The following is a 16996-nucleotide window of genomic DNA, read 5'->3' as shown; positions in this document are numbered from 1 at the left end:
GCAGCGGCGGTGCGACCGGTTTCAGTCTCGCACTCGGGCGGCGATGGTGTCACCCACGGACGTGGTACTCCCGGTACCTGCGTCGTCGCAGGCGGCACGAATCCGATCGGCCGCGTCGCTCTCCCCGAGGAAGTCGAGCATGAGCGCGGCCGACAGCACGGCCGCGGTCGGGTTCGCCTTGTTCTGCCCGGCGATGTCGGGCGCCGATCCGTGCACCGGCTCGAACATCGATGGGCCGGTGCGGGCCGGGTTGAGATTGGCCGACGACGCGAGACCGATGCCCCCGCTGACCGCGCCGCCGAGGTCGGTCAGGATGTCGCCGAACAGGTTGTCGGTCACCACCACGTCGTAGCGGTGCGGATCCTGCACGAAGTAGATGCAGGCCGCGTCGACGTGGTTGTACGCAGTCTCGGTGTCGGGGTACTCGGCCGCCACCTGGTTGAACGTGCGCTCCCAGAGATCACCGGCGAAGGTCAGCACGTTCGTCTTGTGCACCAGCGTGACGTGCTTGCGCTCGCGGGTCTGAGCGAGTTCGAAGGCGTAGCGGACGCACCGTTCGACGCCCATCCGGGTGTTGACCGAACCCTGGGTCGCGACCTCGTTCGGTGTGCCCTTGCGCAGCACGCCACCTTCGCCGACGTAGGGGCCCTCGGTGTTCTCGCGGATCACCACGAAGTCGTGGGGTCGGTCGTGGCCGGGAGCGGTGCCCTGGAACGGCCGCTGGTTCACGTACAGGTCGAGTTCGAAGCGCATCTTGAGGAGCAACCCGCGCTCGATCACGCCGGGCGGCACGTCGGGTGTTCCGACCGCGCCGAGCAGGATCGCGTCGAAGCCCCGGAGTTCGGCCAGCGTGGCGTCGCTGAGGATCTCGCCGTCGCGGAGGTACCGGGCTCCGCCGAGGTCGAAATCGGTGGTGTCGAGGTCGACGCCGGCGGCCTCCATCACCTTGAGTGCCTCGGCCGTCACCTCCGGGCCGATTCCGTCTCCTCCGATGACTGCGATCTTGTGTGCCATAGTCCGTCGAATCTAGAGCCTCACGGGGCTACGGTCACAGGCCGTGGAGATTCACGAGTTGGATCACTTGGTGCTGAACGTCTCCGATGTCGAGCGTTCGCTCGCCTGGTACACCGGCCTCTTGGGGCTCGACGGCGTCCGCGTCGACGAATGGCGACGGGGAGAGGCACCGTTCCCTTCCGTTCGGGTGAGCCCCGGCTGCATCATCGATCTGTTCGCCGCCGACGAGGTCGCACCGGCGGGCAGCCTGAACCACTTCTGTCTCGTCGCGCGGAGGACCGACGTCGACGCCATCGCCGACGACGATCGGTTCACGGTCGTCGACGGACCCGATCGACGGTACGGGGCCCGCGGCGACGGGTGGTCGATCTACGTCACCGACCCCGACGGCAACACCGTCGAGATCCGCAGCTACGACTGACCGGCGACGGCGTCCAGCAACGTTCGACCGTCGAGGCCCTTCGGTAAGCTGGCCCGCCTATGGCGACTCAGAAGTTCTCACGCGACGCCTACGACCGGCTCCAGGCGGAATTCCACGACCTGACCACACGTGGCCGGATCGAGGTGGCCGACAAGATCGAACGGGCCCGGGAAGAAGGCGATCTCAAGGAGAACGCCGGCTACCACGCCGCCAAAGACGAACAGGGCCACATGGAGGGCCGCATTCGTCAGCTCGAACACATGCTGGAGAACTGTGAGATCGTCGAAGACCAGAGCGTGTACACGATCGTGTACGACGGCGACTCCGACGACATGGCGGAGCGGTACGTCATCGGCAACATGGAAGAGCAGGTCGACGGAGCCGATGTGATCAGCCCGGCGAGCCCGCTCGGCGCCGCGCTCCAGACGGCGTCCGAGGGCGACACCGTCTCGTACGACGCCCCCAACGGCGCGCTCACCGTCAAGGTGTTGAAAGTGGAGTCCGTCTGACCTCGACCGACCGTGACCTCACCTTCGCGTCGGGCTCATCCCACACGCCGGACCTCCCGCCCGGCCAGGAGCTCGACCTGGGTGAACGGGGGTCGCTGTTCGTCCGCGACCTCGCCGGCCCTCCCGGCGCACCCACGGTGGTGCTACTGCACGGATGGACGGCCACGGCCGACATCAACTGGTTCACCTGCTACGCAGCTCTGAGCGAGCGCTACCGCGTCGTCGCCTTCGATCACCGTGGCCACGGCCGCGGCATCCGCAGCCGCCGTCCCTTCCGGCTCGAGGACTGCGCCGACGACGTCGCCGCGGTCGCGGATGCGCTCGGCATCGACACGTTCGTCCCGGTCGGCTATTCGATGGGCGGCCCGGTGGCCCAGCTGACCTGGCAGCGCCATCGCGACCGCGTCGATGCACTCGTGCTGTGCGCGACGACCCCGTACTTCGCCGGCAAGCGTCCTGAGCGACTGTCGTTCATCGGACTCACCGGTCTCGCCGCGCTCGCACGCTTCACGCCCGTGCAGGCCCGCGACTGGATCACCGACCAGGTGTACCTCCAACGCAAGACCGACACCTGGGGAACGTGGGCGACCGAGCAGGTCGCCGAGCACGACTGGAAGGCGATCCTCGAGGCCGGTAGGGCGATCGGCGAGTTCTCGTCGTCCGACTGGATCGGTGACATCGACGTGCCGACCTCGGTCGTCATCACGATGGACGACCCCGTGGTGCCGCTGCGGCGGCAGGTCAAGCTGTTCGACTGGATCCCCGGCGCCGAGGCGTTCCGGGTCGAGGGCGGCCACGACGCGGTCGTCGCCAACGCGAAACGTTTCGTCCCACAGCTCATGCGGGCCGTCGACTCGGCGACGACGCGGGCGGGCCACTGAGAGCCGGTCCCCCGAAGCCCCGTCTCCCGGATCACGGGTTGTGCCTGGAAGAGCGTTTCGTGGTCAACGGCGCGTGCGGGTCACTCATCCTTCGCACCGGATTTAATAACCGCTTCCCCCGCATGCGGTGTGCAACGCTGGCTGTCGCACACGCAACACGCGAAGGGAAGCATCATGAACGTCAATCGACTCAGGAGCAAGTGGGCAGCGGTGGGGGCCGCCGTTGCCGTCACACTCGGTGCCGGCGGCATCGGTATCACCCACGCCACCACCTCATCGGGTGAGATGCCGATCTACATTCCGATCGAGCCATGCCGTCTCGCCGACACCAGAACAGACTTCCAGGTCGGCTCGCGCGGCACCCCACTGGGTGCCGACGAGACCTACACCCTCGACGGCCAGGGCTCCGTCGGCAACTGCAACCTGCCGAACGGCACCACGGCACTCAGCCTCAACGTGACCGCACTCGATGCCTCGGCACCGACCTTCGTGTCGTTGTTCCCGGCCGGCGCCTCACTACCGGTCGCCTCGCACCTCAACCCGCTGCCGGGCCAGGGCCCGACCCCGAATGCCGTCAACGTCGACCTGAACGGTGGGGGCGAGTTCTCGATCTACAACCTCGCCGGCACCGTCAACGTCATCATCGACGTGGTGGGCGTCTTCGACGACCACGAGCACACGGGCGCCGACATCGTCGACGGGTCGCTGACCGGGGCCGACATCGAAGACGAGACCGTGACCGGTGACGACATCGACAACGGCACCGTCAGCAACGCCGACACCTCCAACGAGCCGGGCATCGCGTTCGACTACCAGTCCACATCGGTGGCGGCCACCTCGGAGCCGGGTTCGATCGCCGCGACGGCGATCCGGGTACCGTCGGACGGCTACGTCTCGATCGAAGTCACGGGCATGTGGCGCAACGAGAACGAAGGTGCGGAGGACGAGGTGTGGTGCCAGCTCCAGAAGGGCTCGATCGGCGCCATCAACACCTCGGAGCCCTGGTTCATCCTCGATGAACGCGGCGCTGCCACCATCAGCCGGTACACGGAGTTCTCGGCGCACCGGGTGATGGAGATCGACCTGGCCGACAACCCGCTGCTGTTCAGCACCGGTCAGCCGATCAACCTCGTGTGTGATCTGATTTCTGGCACGGCTCGCTTCGATGACATCCAGATCTCGGCCACGTTCTTCGCGACCTCGTACAAGCCGGCCGGGTTGATCGTCCTCCCGTTCGGTGCCGACGGGTTGGCCGAGGCAGGGTCCGTCGACTGACGACGGCCGCACGCAGCTCTCACGCCGGGATGCCCGCACGACGGCATCCCGGCGTGACGGTCCCGCTGACGCGGGAAGACGAAACGGGTCGACGGCTCGGGCGGAGCTACCCCGCTCGAGCGTCGTAGCCTTGGCCCGATGATGCGCAAGTCGTGGGCGGGGCGTTCCGCCAAGGTCGCCAAGCTGGGCGCCAAGGTCGGCGGCAACTACGCATCGACGGCCGCACGGAAGGTGTTCGCGTCGACCGAGCGCCGGGTCGAGCTCGACTCGGCCCGCGAGATGAAGACCGCCGAGGCGGTCGCCGCGGAACTGGGCCAGATGAAGGGCGCGCTGATGAAGCTCGGCCAGATGGCGAGCTACCTCGACGAAGGCCTGCCCGAGCCGATGCGTCTGGCGCTGGCCCAGCTGCGGTCCGAGGCGCCACCCATGTCGAGCGAACTCGCGGCACAGGTGGTCGAGCGTGAACTCGGTGGGCGTCCCGACGATGTCTTCGTCGAGTGGGACCCGATCCCGATCGCCGCCGCGTCGATCGGCCAAGTCCACCGGGCGATCGCCCTCCACCCCGACACCGGCGACGAGATCCCGGTCGCGGTCAAGGTGCAGTACCCGGGTGTCGACGAGGCGATCACGGCCGACCTGAAGAACGCCGGCATGCTCGGCACGATGCTCAAGCAGGGCTTCGGCGGTCTCGACCCCGACGAGATGGTCGCTGAGATCAAGGAACGGCTCGTCGAAGAACTCGACTACCGGCTCGAAGCCCGCAACCAGGCCGAGTTCGCCGACTACTACCGAGACCATCCGTTCATCCACGTGCCCGACGTCGTGCCGGACTACTCCACCGGCCGGGTACTGACCTCCGAACTCGTCGTCGGCGCCACCTGGGACGAACTCCTCACCTGGGAGCAGCGCGAACGAGACCTGGCGGCCGAGACCATCTTCCGGTTCGTGTTCCGCAGCCTCTACCTGATGCGGGCCTTCAACGGCGATCCGCACCCGGGCAACTACCTGTTCCACGGCGACGGGCGGGTCACGTTCCTCGACTTCGGCCTGGTCAAGCACTTCACACCCGACGAGATGCGGACCTTCGCATCGATGGTCGAGGCCGCAGCGGTCGACGACGACGCGGCCGAGTTCCGCTCCATCCTCGAGCGGGCAGGCATGCTCGCGCCCGGCGCACCCGTCCCCACCGACGAGGTTGGCGAGTACTTCCGCCGCTTCTACGAACCGGTCGCCGAAGACCGGGAGATGACCTGGACGGGCGAGTACGCCAGCAGCATCGTGCGGCACACGTTCGACCGCACGAGCCCGATCTCGCAGTACGCGACCGTGCCGCGGGCGTTCGTGTTCATCCAGCGCATCAACCTCGGGCTGTATGCGCTGCTCGGCGAGCTCGGCGCCACGGGCAACTATCGGCGGATCGCCGAAGAGCTCTGGCCGTTCATGCGAGCCACGCCGTCGACCGACATCGGTGTCGCCGAGGCGGCCTGGCTCGCCGCCAACCCGCGACCCTGAGCCGGTAGCGTCGCCCACCATGCGGCCCACCGTTCCAGCCCTCCTCGTCGTCCTCGCTGCGTGTGGGGGCGGCGACGACGACGCAACGCCGGCGGCCGACACCACCGCCCCTGTCGTCGTCCCGACGTCGATCGTGAACAGCCCGCTGTTGCCCGCCGAGGGGTGTGAAGACGCCCCCGACCCCGCCGACTACGAAGTCGGCGCCATCCCGCAGGCTGTGCGGCCGTGCGAGACCCCGACGGCGCTCGTGACGCACACGATCCGGTCGGGCACCGGCCGGAACGCACAAGACGGCGACTCGCTCATCGTCGACTACATCGGCATCCGCGCCGAGGACGGAGCGATCTTCGACGAGAGCTACTCGCGTGGTGTTCCGCAAGAGTTCCCCCTGGGGCGTGGCGGCGTCATCCAGGGGTGGGACGACGGGCTGATCGGCACACAGGCCGGCTCCCTCGTGAAGCTCGACGTGCCGGCGGATCTCGCCTACGGCGACACGCCACCCGGCGGCGAGAGCAGCGGTATCGAACCGGGCGACGCGCTGTCGTTCATCGTCGAGGTCCGAGCGGTGATCGCGCCCGTCACCGCCGTCGATGCACCCCTCGACCTCCAGATCGAACCGTCGGTGGGCGCCACCGAGGTCACGGTGACCGAACTCTCGCCCGGCGACGGTGCCACGGTCGAACTCGGCGACACCGTCGTCGTGCACCTCCTGCTGGTCCGCGGCGACAACGAGGTCGTGTTGTTCAACACGTGGGAACGGTCCGACCCCTTCCAGATCATCCTCCAGGAGGGTCAGACGATCCCCGGGCTGTTCCAAGGGCTGCAGGGCGCAGAGGTCGGCTCACGGCTCTCGATCGCGATGCCGCCGTCGGAGGCGTTCGGCGAGCAGGGCGACGCGAGCCTGGGGCTCCCCGCGGGGACCGATCTGATCGCGATCGTCGACGTCGTCGGCGTCTACTGACCCCACCGTCAGCGAGCGGTCGCGGATGCCTCGTCGACCGACTCGAAGTCGAGTCCGAGATCGAGCACCCGGGCCGAGTGCGTGAGTTCGCCGACGGCGATGAGATCCACCCCGGTCTCCCCGACCGACCGTGCGGTCTCGAGCGTGAGCCCGCCACTGGCCTCGAGCAGCACCTCGGGCGCGTGCTCGTCGCGATATCGCACCGCCGCCCGCATCCGGTCGGTGTCGAAGTTGTCGATCAGGACCATGTCGGCGCCGGCGGTGATCGCCTCGGCCAGACCATCGAGGGTGTCGACCTCGATCTCGACCGGGATCGTGGCCTCGAGCTCGCGGACCGACGCGTAGGCCTCGGCGACGCCACCGGCCGCGGCGACGTGGTTGTCCTTGACGAGCGCCATGTCGGAGAGCCCGAACCGGTGGTTGGCTCCCCCGCCGCAGCGCACCGCGTACTTCTCGAGGGCTCGGAGCCCCGGCGTCGTCTTGCGCGTGTCGCGGACCGTGGCGGTGGTGCCCTCGAGTTGATCGGCCCACCCGCGCGTCAGCGACGCGATGCCCGACATGCGACAGAGCAGGTTGAGCGCCGTCCGCTCGGCCGTGAGCAGCAGACGGGTCGGCGCCGTCACCCTCGCGACCCGCTGCCCGGCCTCGACGCGTGACGCGTCCGCCACCAGGTACTCGAAATCGCTCGCCGCATCGCCGCAGACCGCGTCGATCGTCGCGGCCGCCACCGGGAGACCGGCGATCACACCGGCCTCGCGGGCACCGAACGTGGCGACGCTGCGGTGGTCGGCCCCGATCGTGGCGGTCGACGTGACGTCGACACCGCCCATCAGGTCTTCCTGCACCGCGGCCCTGACCAGCGCAGCGACCGCATCGGGGTCGAGCCCCGCGTCGATCAGCCGCCGGCGGGTCTCGTCGCTGATGGGATGGAACACGAACATCGGGCCAACGTACCGGCCCGTTCACACGTGTGGGATGCCGGTGACCGCGAGGTCGCCGTCGATCGTCATCCGCACGTCGAGATGCGTCAGCCACTCGGCACGCGGCTCGGGGTGGTCGTCGCGGCGGTGACAGCCCCGACTCTCGGTGCGGGTCATCGCCGCCGAGGTGACCGCAGCGGCCACGGTGAGCATGTTGGTGGCCTCCCACGCGGCGCGCGAGCCGGTGACGCCCACCGACGCGGTCGAGGCGAGCACCTGCAACTGACGCAGCGCTCCCTCGAGACCCCACGGCGTGCACAGCACGCCGACGTGGCTCGACATGATCGAGCGCAGCTCGACCCGCTGGGCAGGGTTGCGCAGCGGCGCGTCGTAGCTCCGACCGGCATCGTGCGCGAGCTCGACCGGTTCGGGCACCGAGGCCTTGAGCGAAGCCCCGACCCGGGTGCCGGCGACGATGCCCTCGGTCACGCTGTTGGACGCGAGCCGGTTGGCACCGTGCACACCCGTGCAGGTGACCTCGCCGATCGCGAACAGGCCGGGCATCTCCGTGTTGCCGTCGAGGTCGGCCGGGATGCCACCACACACGTAGTGGGCGGCCGGAGCGACGGGGATGCGGTCTCGGGCCGGGTCGACGCCGGCCGCCTTGCACGACTCGGTGATCGACGGGAACCGCTCGTAGAACTCCTCGCCCATGTGCGTGGCATCGAGGAACACGTGGTCGCCGACGCCGCCGGGCGCCTCGGCCATCCGCCGGCTGATCGCCGACGCCACCACGTCGCGCGGCGCGAGGTCTTCGAGCGGGTGCACGCCTGCCATCACCCGGCGGCCGAGGCCGTCGTAGAGGATCGCTCCCTCACCGCGCACGGCTTCGGAGACCAAGGCCTGCTGGCCGCGCGAGTCGGGGCCGACCCACAACACCGACGGATGGAACTGCACGAACTCGACGTCGCGGGCGGCGAGGCCGGCACGCAGCGCCAGCGCCAACCCGTCGCCGGTGACCGCCGGCGGGTTGGAGGTCGACGCGAAGACCTGGCCGTACCCACCGGTGGCGATCACGACCGCCCTGGCGGTGATCACGCCGACCGATTCGACCGCGCCCGTCGCGTCGAGCTCGGCGACGCGGACACCGGCCGCCTGACGGCGGCCGTGGCCGTTGCGGGCCGTCAAGAGGTCGAGCGCGAACGTGTGCTCCATGATCTCGACCCCGGCCTCGATCGCGGCCGAGTCGAGCGTTCGCTGCACCTCGGCACCCGACTGATCGCCGCCGGCGTGGACGATCCGGCGATGGGAGTGCCCTCCCTCCATGGTGAGCGCCATCTCACCCGACTCGTCGGGGTCGAACAGCGCACCGAGTTCGATCAGCTGCCGGATCGCAGCCGGGGCCTCGGCGGCGAGTGTGCGCACGGCCGACTCGTCGCACAGGCCGGCGCCGGCGACCAGCGTGTCGTGCACATGGTTCTCGATCGAGTCGTCGGGGTGGAGCACGGCCGCGAGGCCGCCCTGCGCCCACGCGGTCGAACCGGCGGCGAGCACGTCCTTGGTCACCACGAGCACCGACCGTTCGGGGCGCATCGCCAACGCTGCGGCGAGTCCTGACGCACCCGAACCGAGGACGACGACGTCGACATCGCGCTCCCACGTGGCCGACGGCGCGGCGAGTTTTGCCGGCAGGGTGAAGTTCACGTCATTCGGCCGTGGGTGACGGCGTGCCGATCTCGATCATCCGCTCCACGCTCGCCCGCGCCCGATCGGCGATGTCGGCCGGCACGTCGACCACGTCGGTGCCGTCGCGCAGCGACGCCAGCAGCTTCGCCGGTGTGATCATCTTCATGTACTTGCACACCGCGGCCCGGTTCACCGGGGCGAACTCGGTGTCGGGGGCGGCCTTCGACAGCGGGTACAGCATGCCGGTCTCGGTCGCCACCAGGACCCGCTTGGCACCCGTGCGACGGGCACGATCGACCATGCCGCTCGTCGAGAGGATCTTCGTGCGACCCTCGGGCACGACGCCCGCCTCGGCGAGGTACAGCGCGCTGGTGGCACACCCGCACTCGGGGTGGATGAACAGCTCGGCGTCGGGGTCAGCCGCGACCTGCTCCTTGAGCTCGGCACCGTTGATGCCCGCATGCACATGGCATTCGCCGAGCCAGATGTGCATGTTCTCGCGCTGCAGGCTGCGTTGCACGTGAGCACCGAGGAACTGGTCGGGGCCGAACAGCACCGTGCGGTCGGCCGGGATGCTGGCGACTACGTCGACCGCATTGGACGACGTGCAGCAGATGTCGGTCTCGGCCTTGACGGCGGCGGTGGTGTTGACGTAGCTGACGACGACCGGCGGCGGTTGCCCTTCGACCGTGTACTCGGCCTTCCAGGCCCGGAGCTGCTCGGCGTTGACCGTCTCGGCCAGACTGCACCCGGCCCGCTCGTCGGGAATCAGCACGGTCTTGTCGTAGCTGAGGATCTTGGCGGTCTCGGCCATGAAGTGGACGCCGCAGAACACGATCGTCGACTGCTCGGCCTGCGCGGCGAGGCGGGAGAGTCCCAGTGAATCGCCGGTGTGGTGGGCGACGTCTTGGATCTCGGGGAGTTGGTAGTTGTGCGCCAGGATCACCGCGTCGCGTTCGTCGGCGAGGGCCCGGACCTGTTCACGCCAGTCGGTCGGCAGGACTTCCACCTCTACGTCGATCGCCGTCATTAGGCCCACGTTAGGCCGAAGCCCAGTCGGACCCCACCGCCCGATTCGATCGACCAGCGTCAGGCCGCCGCCTCAGTCGGGCAGCTTCGGTACCTCGAGCCCGGTGCGACGACCGATCGACGACGCTCGGGTCAGCACCGCGGCGCCGAACCGCTCGCGAAGCGAGTCGACCGCCCCGTCGAGCTCGGAGCCACCGGCCCGTCCGAACGGGATCAGCAGTTGCTCGGCCCCGCACGACCGGTCGGTGAGCCCGCCGACCGACAGGCCGATCAGCGTCAGACCACGTTCCGCGATCGTGTCGTGCTCGCCCCGGAGCACCGACAGCGCGACCGCCTGGATCGGATCGGTGGCGGCGGTCGCATGCACCAACGTCTTGGCGCGGGTCGCGCGCTGGAAGTCGTCGTATCGGAAGCGGAGCGTGATCGTCCGTCCCAGACGTCCGGCGGCGCGGAGGCGCCGGGTCACGCGGTCGACGATGCCCAGCAGCATCGCCTCGATGACAGCCGGCGACTTGGACCCGCGGCCGAGGGCCTGCTGGGAGCCGATGGAGCCGCGCCGCTTCGTCGTGTCGATCGGACGCGGGTCGCGATTGTGGGCGAGCGCATGGAGGTGACGGCCCGAGCCCGGGCCGAGCATGGCCGTCAGGTGCGGTTCGCCGAGCAGCGCCACGTCGCCGACCGTGAAGATCCCACGATCGCGGAGTTTGCGTTCGGTCACCGGCCCGACGCCCCAGAGCCGACCGACCGGCAGCGGGTGCAGGAACTCGAGTTCGAACTCGGGGTCGACCACGAGGAGGCCGTCGGGTTTGGCGACCCCGCTGGCGACCTTGGCGAGGAACTTCGTGCGGGCCACACCGACGGTGATCGGTAGACCGACCCGTTCGGCCACGTCGCGACGCAAACGCGCCGCGATCTCGGCGGGCGAACCGGCAATGCGTCGGAGGCCGGCGACGTCGAGGAAGGCCTCGTCAATCGACATGCCCTCGACCAGTGGCGTCGTGTCGTGGAACACGTCGAAGACCGCACGGCTGGCCTCGGTGTACGCGTCGAAGCGGGGTGGCACCACGACGAGGTCGGGGCACAGCCGCCGCGCCCGGTGCTCGGCCATCGGGGTGAACACTCCCAGCCGCTTCGCCTCGTAGCTCGCCGCCAGCACGATGCCGCCACCGACAACGACCGGGCGCCCCCGCAGCTCGGGCCGGTCACGCTGCTCGACCGACGCGTAGAACGAATCGAGGTCGGCGTGCAGGATCGTCGCCTCGGTGCCCGTTCGGACTCGACTCATCGAACACATGTTCGCACATGGGTGTGATGGTGGGGGCTGCGGTCATACTGGTGGCCCGTGACGAACGACCCTGCCACCTCGCCCGCCGGCGAGACCGACGCCGACCTGGCGATCCGGCTGGCCGTCGAGGCGGGTCGACGTCTGGTGGCGACACGGACCGAGATGTTCGAGTCCGGCGCCGGCGCCTGGGAGGTCATGGACACCGGCGACGCCGTCGGCCACGCATTCATCGCCGAGCAACTGCGCCGCCACCGGCCCGACGACGCCGTCCTCGACGAGGAAGCAGCCGAAGATCCCCGCCGCTTCACCTCGGACCGGGTCTGGATCATCGATCCACTCGACGGCACCCGCGAGTACGGCGAACCGGGCCGTCACGACTGGGCGGTGCACGTGGCGCTCTGGGGCGGCTACGACTTCGTGGCGGGAGCGGTGTCGCTCCCGGCGGTCGATCTCGTCTTCGCCACCGACCCCGCGCCGACCCTGCGCCCGCCCGAACGCGACCGGCCGCGCATCATCACCTCCCGCTACCGGGCGCCGTACGCGGCGGTGATCGTGGCCAACGCCCTCGAGTGCGACGCGGTCCGGCTCGGCTCGGCCGGGGCCAAGGCGATGGCAGTCGTCATGGGTGAGGCCGACATCTACGTGCACGACGGCGGGATGTACCAGTGGGACTCGGCAGCCCCGGCCGCCGTCGCCCTCGCCGCCGGGCTGCACGTCAGCCGAGTGGACGGCAGCCCGATCGTGTACAACGCTCGCGACCCATGGCTTCCCGACCTGATCATCTGTCGCAAAGAACTCGCCGGCCCGGTTCTCGAGGCCTTGTGGGGATGATCGCCAGGACCTCACGACGATGAGCGGCACCGACGACCACACGGAACTCATGTCGATCCGCTCCGCGACCGCCGGACGGGTCGCCACCGTCCACCTCGACCGTCCGCACCGCCACAACGCGTGGACCGGGCGGATGCACGCCGAGTTCCGCTGGGTGATGCAGCAGATCGAGGACGACCTCGACGTGCGCGCCGTGGTGATCACCGGCACGCCCCCGGCGTTCTGCGTCGGCGGCGACAGCGAGGCGCTCGCCCGACACGCCGAACAGGGCGGCTACGACACCGGTCTGCCGCCGGAGCCGGCGACACCCGGCGCCCGTCGCCGCCCCGAGTACGACGACGATTTCGCCTGGATGTTCGGATACCGGACCCCCATCATCGCCGCCGTCAACGGCGCGGCCGCCGGCGTCGGCCTCGCGCTCGCGCTGTTCTGCGACCTCCGATTCGGCGCCACCGACGCCAAGCTCACCACCGCCGCCCCCAAACTCGGCCTGCCCGCCGAGTACGGGATGAGCTGGATCCTGCCGAGGCTCGTGGGGGTCACCCGCTCGAACGACCTGCTGCTCTCCGGCCGCATTGTCACGGTGGGCGACACCGCCGACTGGGGCCTCTGGAACGAGGTGCTCCCCGACGGCGAGGCGACCCTCGCCGCCGCGACGGCGTACGCGGAACTGCTCGCGACGAGCGTCGGCCCGAATGCGGTCACCGTGACCAAGTCGCAGATCTACCGGGACCTCCATCGTCACGACGCGGCGGCGTCCGTGGCCGACTCCAAGGTGCTGCTCGACGAAGCGATGGGCACGGCCGAGTACCGAGAGGGCGTCGCCGCCCTGCGCGACAAACGACCGCCGGCGTTCTGAACTCCGGGCAGCGCCGACGGCGTCGTCAACCGGTCACCTCGTAGACTGACCCGATGGACGACACGTGGCCCGTCGGCCATCGCCTGGCGATCCCGGCGATCGCGTCAGCGGGAGCTGCTGTCCTGCATGCCACCGCCGCCGGGGTACACGCCGACACCACCGGACTCGCCCGCGTGTTCATCGCGCTGGCGATCGCGCAGGCCGCCGCTGCCGTCGTTGGATTCGTCCGTGGTGACCGCCGCGCCGCCCTCGCCCTGATCGGTGTGAACGCCGCCGCCGTGCTCGGTTGGGCCGCGGCCCGATTGACCGGTGTGTCGTGGATCGACGGGCTGCAGGTCGCCCAACGTCCGGGCCTCGCCGACACGATCGCAGCGACGCTCGCACTGGTCGCCGTCGCCGGCGCGGCGTCGACGCTCGGCTCACGCTCCGTGGCGCTGCCGCCGAGGGCGATCAGCAGCGCAGCCATCCTCGTCGGTGTCCTGACGGTACCCGGCCTCGCCGACGCGACCGCCCACGAACACAGCAGCCACGGCGAGGCATCGAGCGACACCCACGATCACGGCAGCACCACGGCCACCGGCGACGAACACGACGACGGTCACGATCACATCGCCCAGGGCGACGACCTCGTCGAAGCGCTCGCACCGGCGCTGGCGAGCGGTGACCACGGCGATCATTCGACCGACGACCACGACGTTGCCGACCCGGACGCCGACGTCGACCACTCGGCACACACCGACGACGAGCATGCGCAGTACCTGGCCGAGACCGGTGCGTGGCCGCGGCCGTGGGACCCGTCCCAGCCGATCGACTTCTCGGGTGTCGAGGGGGTCACCGACGAGCAGCGCGCCCGGGCCGAACAGCTCACGGCCGACACCATCCGCGACCTCCCCCGGTTCGCCGACGTGACCGACCTCCCGGCGCTCGGATATCGCTCGATCGGTGACGCGAGCACCGGGTTCGAGCACTACATCAACACCGACCTGATCAACGACGACAAGTTCCTCGACCCGACGGCGCCCGAATCGCTCGTGTACCAGGTCGACGGCGACGACCGGACCCTCGTCTCGGCGATGTTCATCGCGGCCGAGACGCCGATCGACGACCCGACACTCACCGACTTCGCCGGCCCGCTCATGCAGTGGCACGTCCACGACAACCTCTGCTGGGGCCTCGACAGCGACGGCGTGCCCGTCGTCGTCGGCGTGCTCGAATCGTTCGGTGGCACCTGCCCACCCGGCACGCTGAACGCCGGCGGCGAGAACCCGATGGTCCACGTCTGGATCGCTCCGCACGCATGTGGTCCGTTCGCCGCGCTCGAAGGTCACGGCGCCGGACAGGCGAGCGTCAGCGACGGCGCCCGCATGGACCAGTGCAGCCACGACGACCACGGCACCGTCGGCCACGACGCCGCTGCGACGGTCCCGTACGACCCCGAACTCCCGATCGACCTGGGCGGCGTCGACGGGGTCACGCTCCAGCAGCAGGCGTTCGCGGAGAACCTCGTCGCCGCCACCGTCCGTGACCTGCCGCAGTGGGCCGATCTCGACGCGGTGGAGGCCGCCGGGTTCCGGTCGATCGGTGACGCCGCCACCGGCCACGAGCACTACATCCAGTGGGATTGGATCGACGACGACGTCGTCCTCGACCCGGACTACCCAGAGAGCCTCGTCTTCGAGCCGCAGCCCGACGGCTCGAAGCGGCTCGTGTCGGCGATGTTCATGATGCCGAGCACCACCCCGCTCGACGAGGTCCCCGACTTCGGTGGCGCCCTCATGCAGTGGCACGTCCACGGCGACCTCTGCTTCACCGACGACCCCGAAGCCCCGAAGGTCGCCGGAATCAAGCCGGTCGGATCACCGTGTCCCCCGCCGCTCGTCGACGGCACGCTGGCGCCGATGATCCACGTGTGGATCACCCCGCACGAGTGCGGGCCGTTCGCCGCCCTCGACGGCATCGCCGGCGGCCAGGTCCCCGAGGGCGAGTCGATCCTGTGCGACAGCGCCCACGGCGCCCACTGATCCGTCCCCCCTGACCGGTACTCGCTGACCTGTGCCAGGCGCCGGACGCGCCCGATTCCTCGGTCGGCCGCGGCATCATGTGGACATGGCCTCACCGGATGATCGCAGCTGGGCCGCCTTCTCGGAGCAGGCCCCCTGGGTGCTCGATCGGTCGGCGATCCGTTGGATGCCGCCGGTCGACCGGCTCCGGGCGAAGGCTCGCACCGATGTGCCACGCCTCACGGCCACGTCCCGACGGCCGCCGGCGCGGCGGGTGGCGGTCGTCGTCGCCCGACTCACGCGGGCGATCCTCCCGTGGTGGTGGCGCAAGCGTCGAGGGGCGTACGCCGGGCCCGAGGCCAGCCGCGCCGACCTCTCCCAGCGTCTCCGGCTCGCCGCCGAGGCCCTCGGGCCGAGCTACATCAAACTCGGGCAGATCATCTCCTCCGGTGAAGGTCTGTTCCCGCCGGAGCTGGTCGAGGAGTTCAAGAAGTGCCGCGACCAGGTGCCGGCCGAGCCGTTCGACGCCGTCCGGCTGACGGTCGAGCAGGACCTCGGCTGCCGACTGCACGACGTGTTCGAGTACTTCGACACACAGCCGCTGGCCGCCGCGTCGATCGCCCAGGTGCACGCCGCCCGCCTCCGGACGGGTGAAGACGTCGTGGTCAAGGTCCAGCGTCCGTCGGTCGGCAAGCTCGTCCACAACGACCTACGGGCGATGGCGTGGATCGCGCCGCACCTCGTCGGCAGGATCCCGGTCGCCGCGCTCGCCAACCCGCCGGCGCTGGTCGAACTCTTCGCGGAGACGATCGTCGAGGAACTCGACTTCCGGCTCGAGGCCGCCAACATGCTCGACGTCGGCGCCGTGATCCACGACCTGGGCCAGGACGGCTACGTCGTGCCGCGGCCACACCCGCAACTCGTAACGAAACGCGTGCTGGTCATGGAGCGGCTGTCGGGCTTCAACTTCGACGACGTCGCCGGGATGCAGGACGCCGGCATCGACACCGAAGCCGTGATCCGGACCGGGATGATCGCCTTCATGGAAGGCGCCATGATCCACGGGGTCTTCCACGGCGACCTGCACGGCGGCAACCTGTTCGTGCTCCCCGACGGCCGCACGGCACTGCTCGACTTCGGCATCGTCGCACGACTCTCGCAAGAGCGCCGCCTCGCCTTCCTCCGCCTCATGCTCGGCGCCACGACCAACGACGTCAAGGGCCAGTTGGCGGCGCTGCGCGATCTGGGAGCCCTGCCCCGCGACACCGACCTCGACGCCGTGATCGTCGACCTCGGCCTCGACCGGCCGCCGCTCGACCCGACCACGCTCACCGGTGAGGAGATGGTGCACGAGGTGCAGCGGGTCGTGAAGGCGCTGCTCGGGTACGGCGCCCGGCTTCCCAAGGAGCTGATGCTGTACGTCAAGAACATGGTGTTCCTCGACGGCGCGATCGCCCGCCTGGCACCCGACCTCGACCTGCTCGCCGAGGTCACCAACATCTCGATGATGTTCGCCCAGCGCCACGGGCAACGGATCGCGACCGAACTCGGGCTCGCCTCGACCGACATCGAGTTCGATTTCGACGGGGTCAAGGCCGGCTTCGGGCTCGAGTCCGACGTCGACAGCCTCACCTACCGCGAGTTGCAGGCACGCCGCGAGCTGATCCAGAAGCGCATGCGCCACCACGTCGAACAGCACCGCTGATCACGAGTTGTGCCTGGAGGTCGAGCGGATAGGTGAGGCTCTGCCGAACCTGGCCGCTCGACCTCCCAATGGATACGGGGAGGGATCAGCGGAATGAAAAGGAGCGGA

Annotated in this window: 15 protein-coding genes; 10 read left to right on the top strand and 5 right to left on the bottom strand. The window is 69.6% G+C overall.

What is annotated here, in order from left to right:
* Window positions 1–21: 21 nt before the first annotated feature.
* The gene (locus tag R8G01_21960) at window positions 22–1014 is read right to left on the bottom strand and encodes a 3-isopropylmalate dehydrogenase (GenBank protein ID MDW3216673.1); all 993 of its coding nucleotides are present in this window, start codon (window positions 1012–1014) and stop codon (window positions 22–24) included.
* 43 nt (window positions 1015–1057) lie between these two features.
* Between R8G01_21960 and R8G01_21955 the strand changes: the two genes are divergently transcribed.
* From R8G01_21955 to R8G01_21930, 6 genes are all read left to right on the top strand, one after another.
* On the top strand, window positions 1058–1435 hold the full coding sequence (locus tag R8G01_21955; protein ID MDW3216672.1) for a VOC family protein: 378 nt from the start codon (window positions 1058–1060) through the stop codon (window positions 1433–1435).
* Between the two features lie 59 nt (window positions 1436–1494).
* On the top strand, window positions 1495–1944 hold the full coding sequence (gene greA / locus R8G01_21950; GenBank protein ID MDW3216671.1) for a transcription elongation factor GreA: 450 nt from the start codon (window positions 1495–1497) through the stop codon (window positions 1942–1944).
* A 137-nt stretch (window positions 1945–2081) separates the two neighbouring features.
* Window positions 2082–2825 (top strand): alpha/beta fold hydrolase, encoded by a 744-nt coding sequence (locus R8G01_21945; protein MDW3216670.1) that lies wholly within the window; start codon window positions 2082–2084, stop codon window positions 2823–2825.
* Between the two features lie 174 nt (window positions 2826–2999).
* A complete protein-coding gene (locus R8G01_21940) occupies window positions 3000–4100 on the top strand; it encodes a hypothetical protein (protein ID MDW3216669.1) in 1101 nt (366 codons plus the stop codon).
* Between the two features lie 138 nt (window positions 4101–4238).
* Window positions 4239–5612: an AarF/ABC1/UbiB kinase family protein gene (locus R8G01_21935; GenBank protein MDW3216668.1), complete on the top strand. Its 1374-nt coding sequence runs from the start codon at window positions 4239–4241 to the stop codon at window positions 5610–5612.
* A 19-nt stretch (window positions 5613–5631) separates the two neighbouring features.
* Window positions 5632–6573 (top strand): FKBP-type peptidyl-prolyl cis-trans isomerase, encoded by a 942-nt coding sequence (locus R8G01_21930; protein MDW3216667.1) that lies wholly within the window; start codon window positions 5632–5634, stop codon window positions 6571–6573.
* A gap of 8 nt (window positions 6574–6581) precedes the next feature.
* Here R8G01_21930 and nadC read toward each other — a convergent pair whose 3' ends face one another.
* The 4 genes from nadC to dinB form a co-directional block, all read right to left on the bottom strand.
* Window positions 6582–7514, bottom strand: a complete 933-nt coding sequence (gene nadC / locus R8G01_21925) for a carboxylating nicotinate-nucleotide diphosphorylase (protein MDW3216666.1) — start codon at window positions 7512–7514, stop codon at window positions 6582–6584.
* 21 nt (window positions 7515–7535) lie between these two features.
* Window positions 7536–9197, bottom strand: coding sequence for an L-aspartate oxidase (locus R8G01_21920; protein ID MDW3216665.1), 1662 nt, complete (start codon window positions 9195–9197; stop codon window positions 7536–7538).
* Window position 9198: 1 nt separating this feature from the next.
* On the bottom strand, window positions 9199–10188 hold the full coding sequence (gene nadA / locus R8G01_21915; GenBank protein MDW3216664.1) for a quinolinate synthase NadA: 990 nt from the start codon (window positions 10186–10188) through the stop codon (window positions 9199–9201).
* A gap of 93 nt (window positions 10189–10281) precedes the next feature.
* Window positions 10282–11493: a DNA polymerase IV gene (dinB, locus tag R8G01_21910; GenBank protein ID MDW3216663.1), complete on the bottom strand. Its 1212-nt coding sequence runs from the start codon at window positions 11491–11493 to the stop codon at window positions 10282–10284.
* A 57-nt stretch (window positions 11494–11550) separates the two neighbouring features.
* Here dinB and R8G01_21905 point away from each other — a divergent pair, with 57 nt between their 5' ends.
* The 4 genes from R8G01_21905 (at window position 11551) to R8G01_21890 (ending at window position 16888) form a co-directional block, all read left to right on the top strand.
* Complete coding sequence (locus R8G01_21905; protein MDW3216662.1) at window positions 11551–12324, top strand: 3'(2'),5'-bisphosphate nucleotidase CysQ; 774 nt, start codon at window positions 11551–11553, stop codon at window positions 12322–12324.
* Between the two features lie 19 nt (window positions 12325–12343).
* The gene (locus R8G01_21900; GenBank protein MDW3216661.1) at window positions 12344–13183 is read left to right on the top strand and encodes an enoyl-CoA hydratase-related protein; all 840 of its coding nucleotides are present in this window, start codon (window positions 12344–12346) and stop codon (window positions 13181–13183) included.
* Window positions 13184–13236: 53 nt separating this feature from the next.
* A complete protein-coding gene (locus R8G01_21895) occupies window positions 13237–15204 on the top strand; it encodes a hypothetical protein (GenBank protein ID MDW3216660.1) in 1968 nt (655 codons plus the stop codon).
* 85 nt (window positions 15205–15289) lie between these two features.
* The gene (locus R8G01_21890; protein ID MDW3216659.1) at window positions 15290–16888 is read left to right on the top strand and encodes an AarF/UbiB family protein; all 1599 of its coding nucleotides are present in this window, start codon (window positions 15290–15292) and stop codon (window positions 16886–16888) included.
* The last annotated feature ends 108 nt before the right edge of the window (window positions 16889–16996 follow it).

The sequence above is a fragment of the Ilumatobacteraceae bacterium genome (genome assembly GCA_033344875.1).
GTDB lineage: Bacteria > Actinomycetota > Acidimicrobiia > Acidimicrobiales > Ilumatobacteraceae > Ilumatobacter.
Note: the sequence above shows the minus strand (reverse complement) of the source record. Positions and strands in the feature narration are given on the sequence as shown.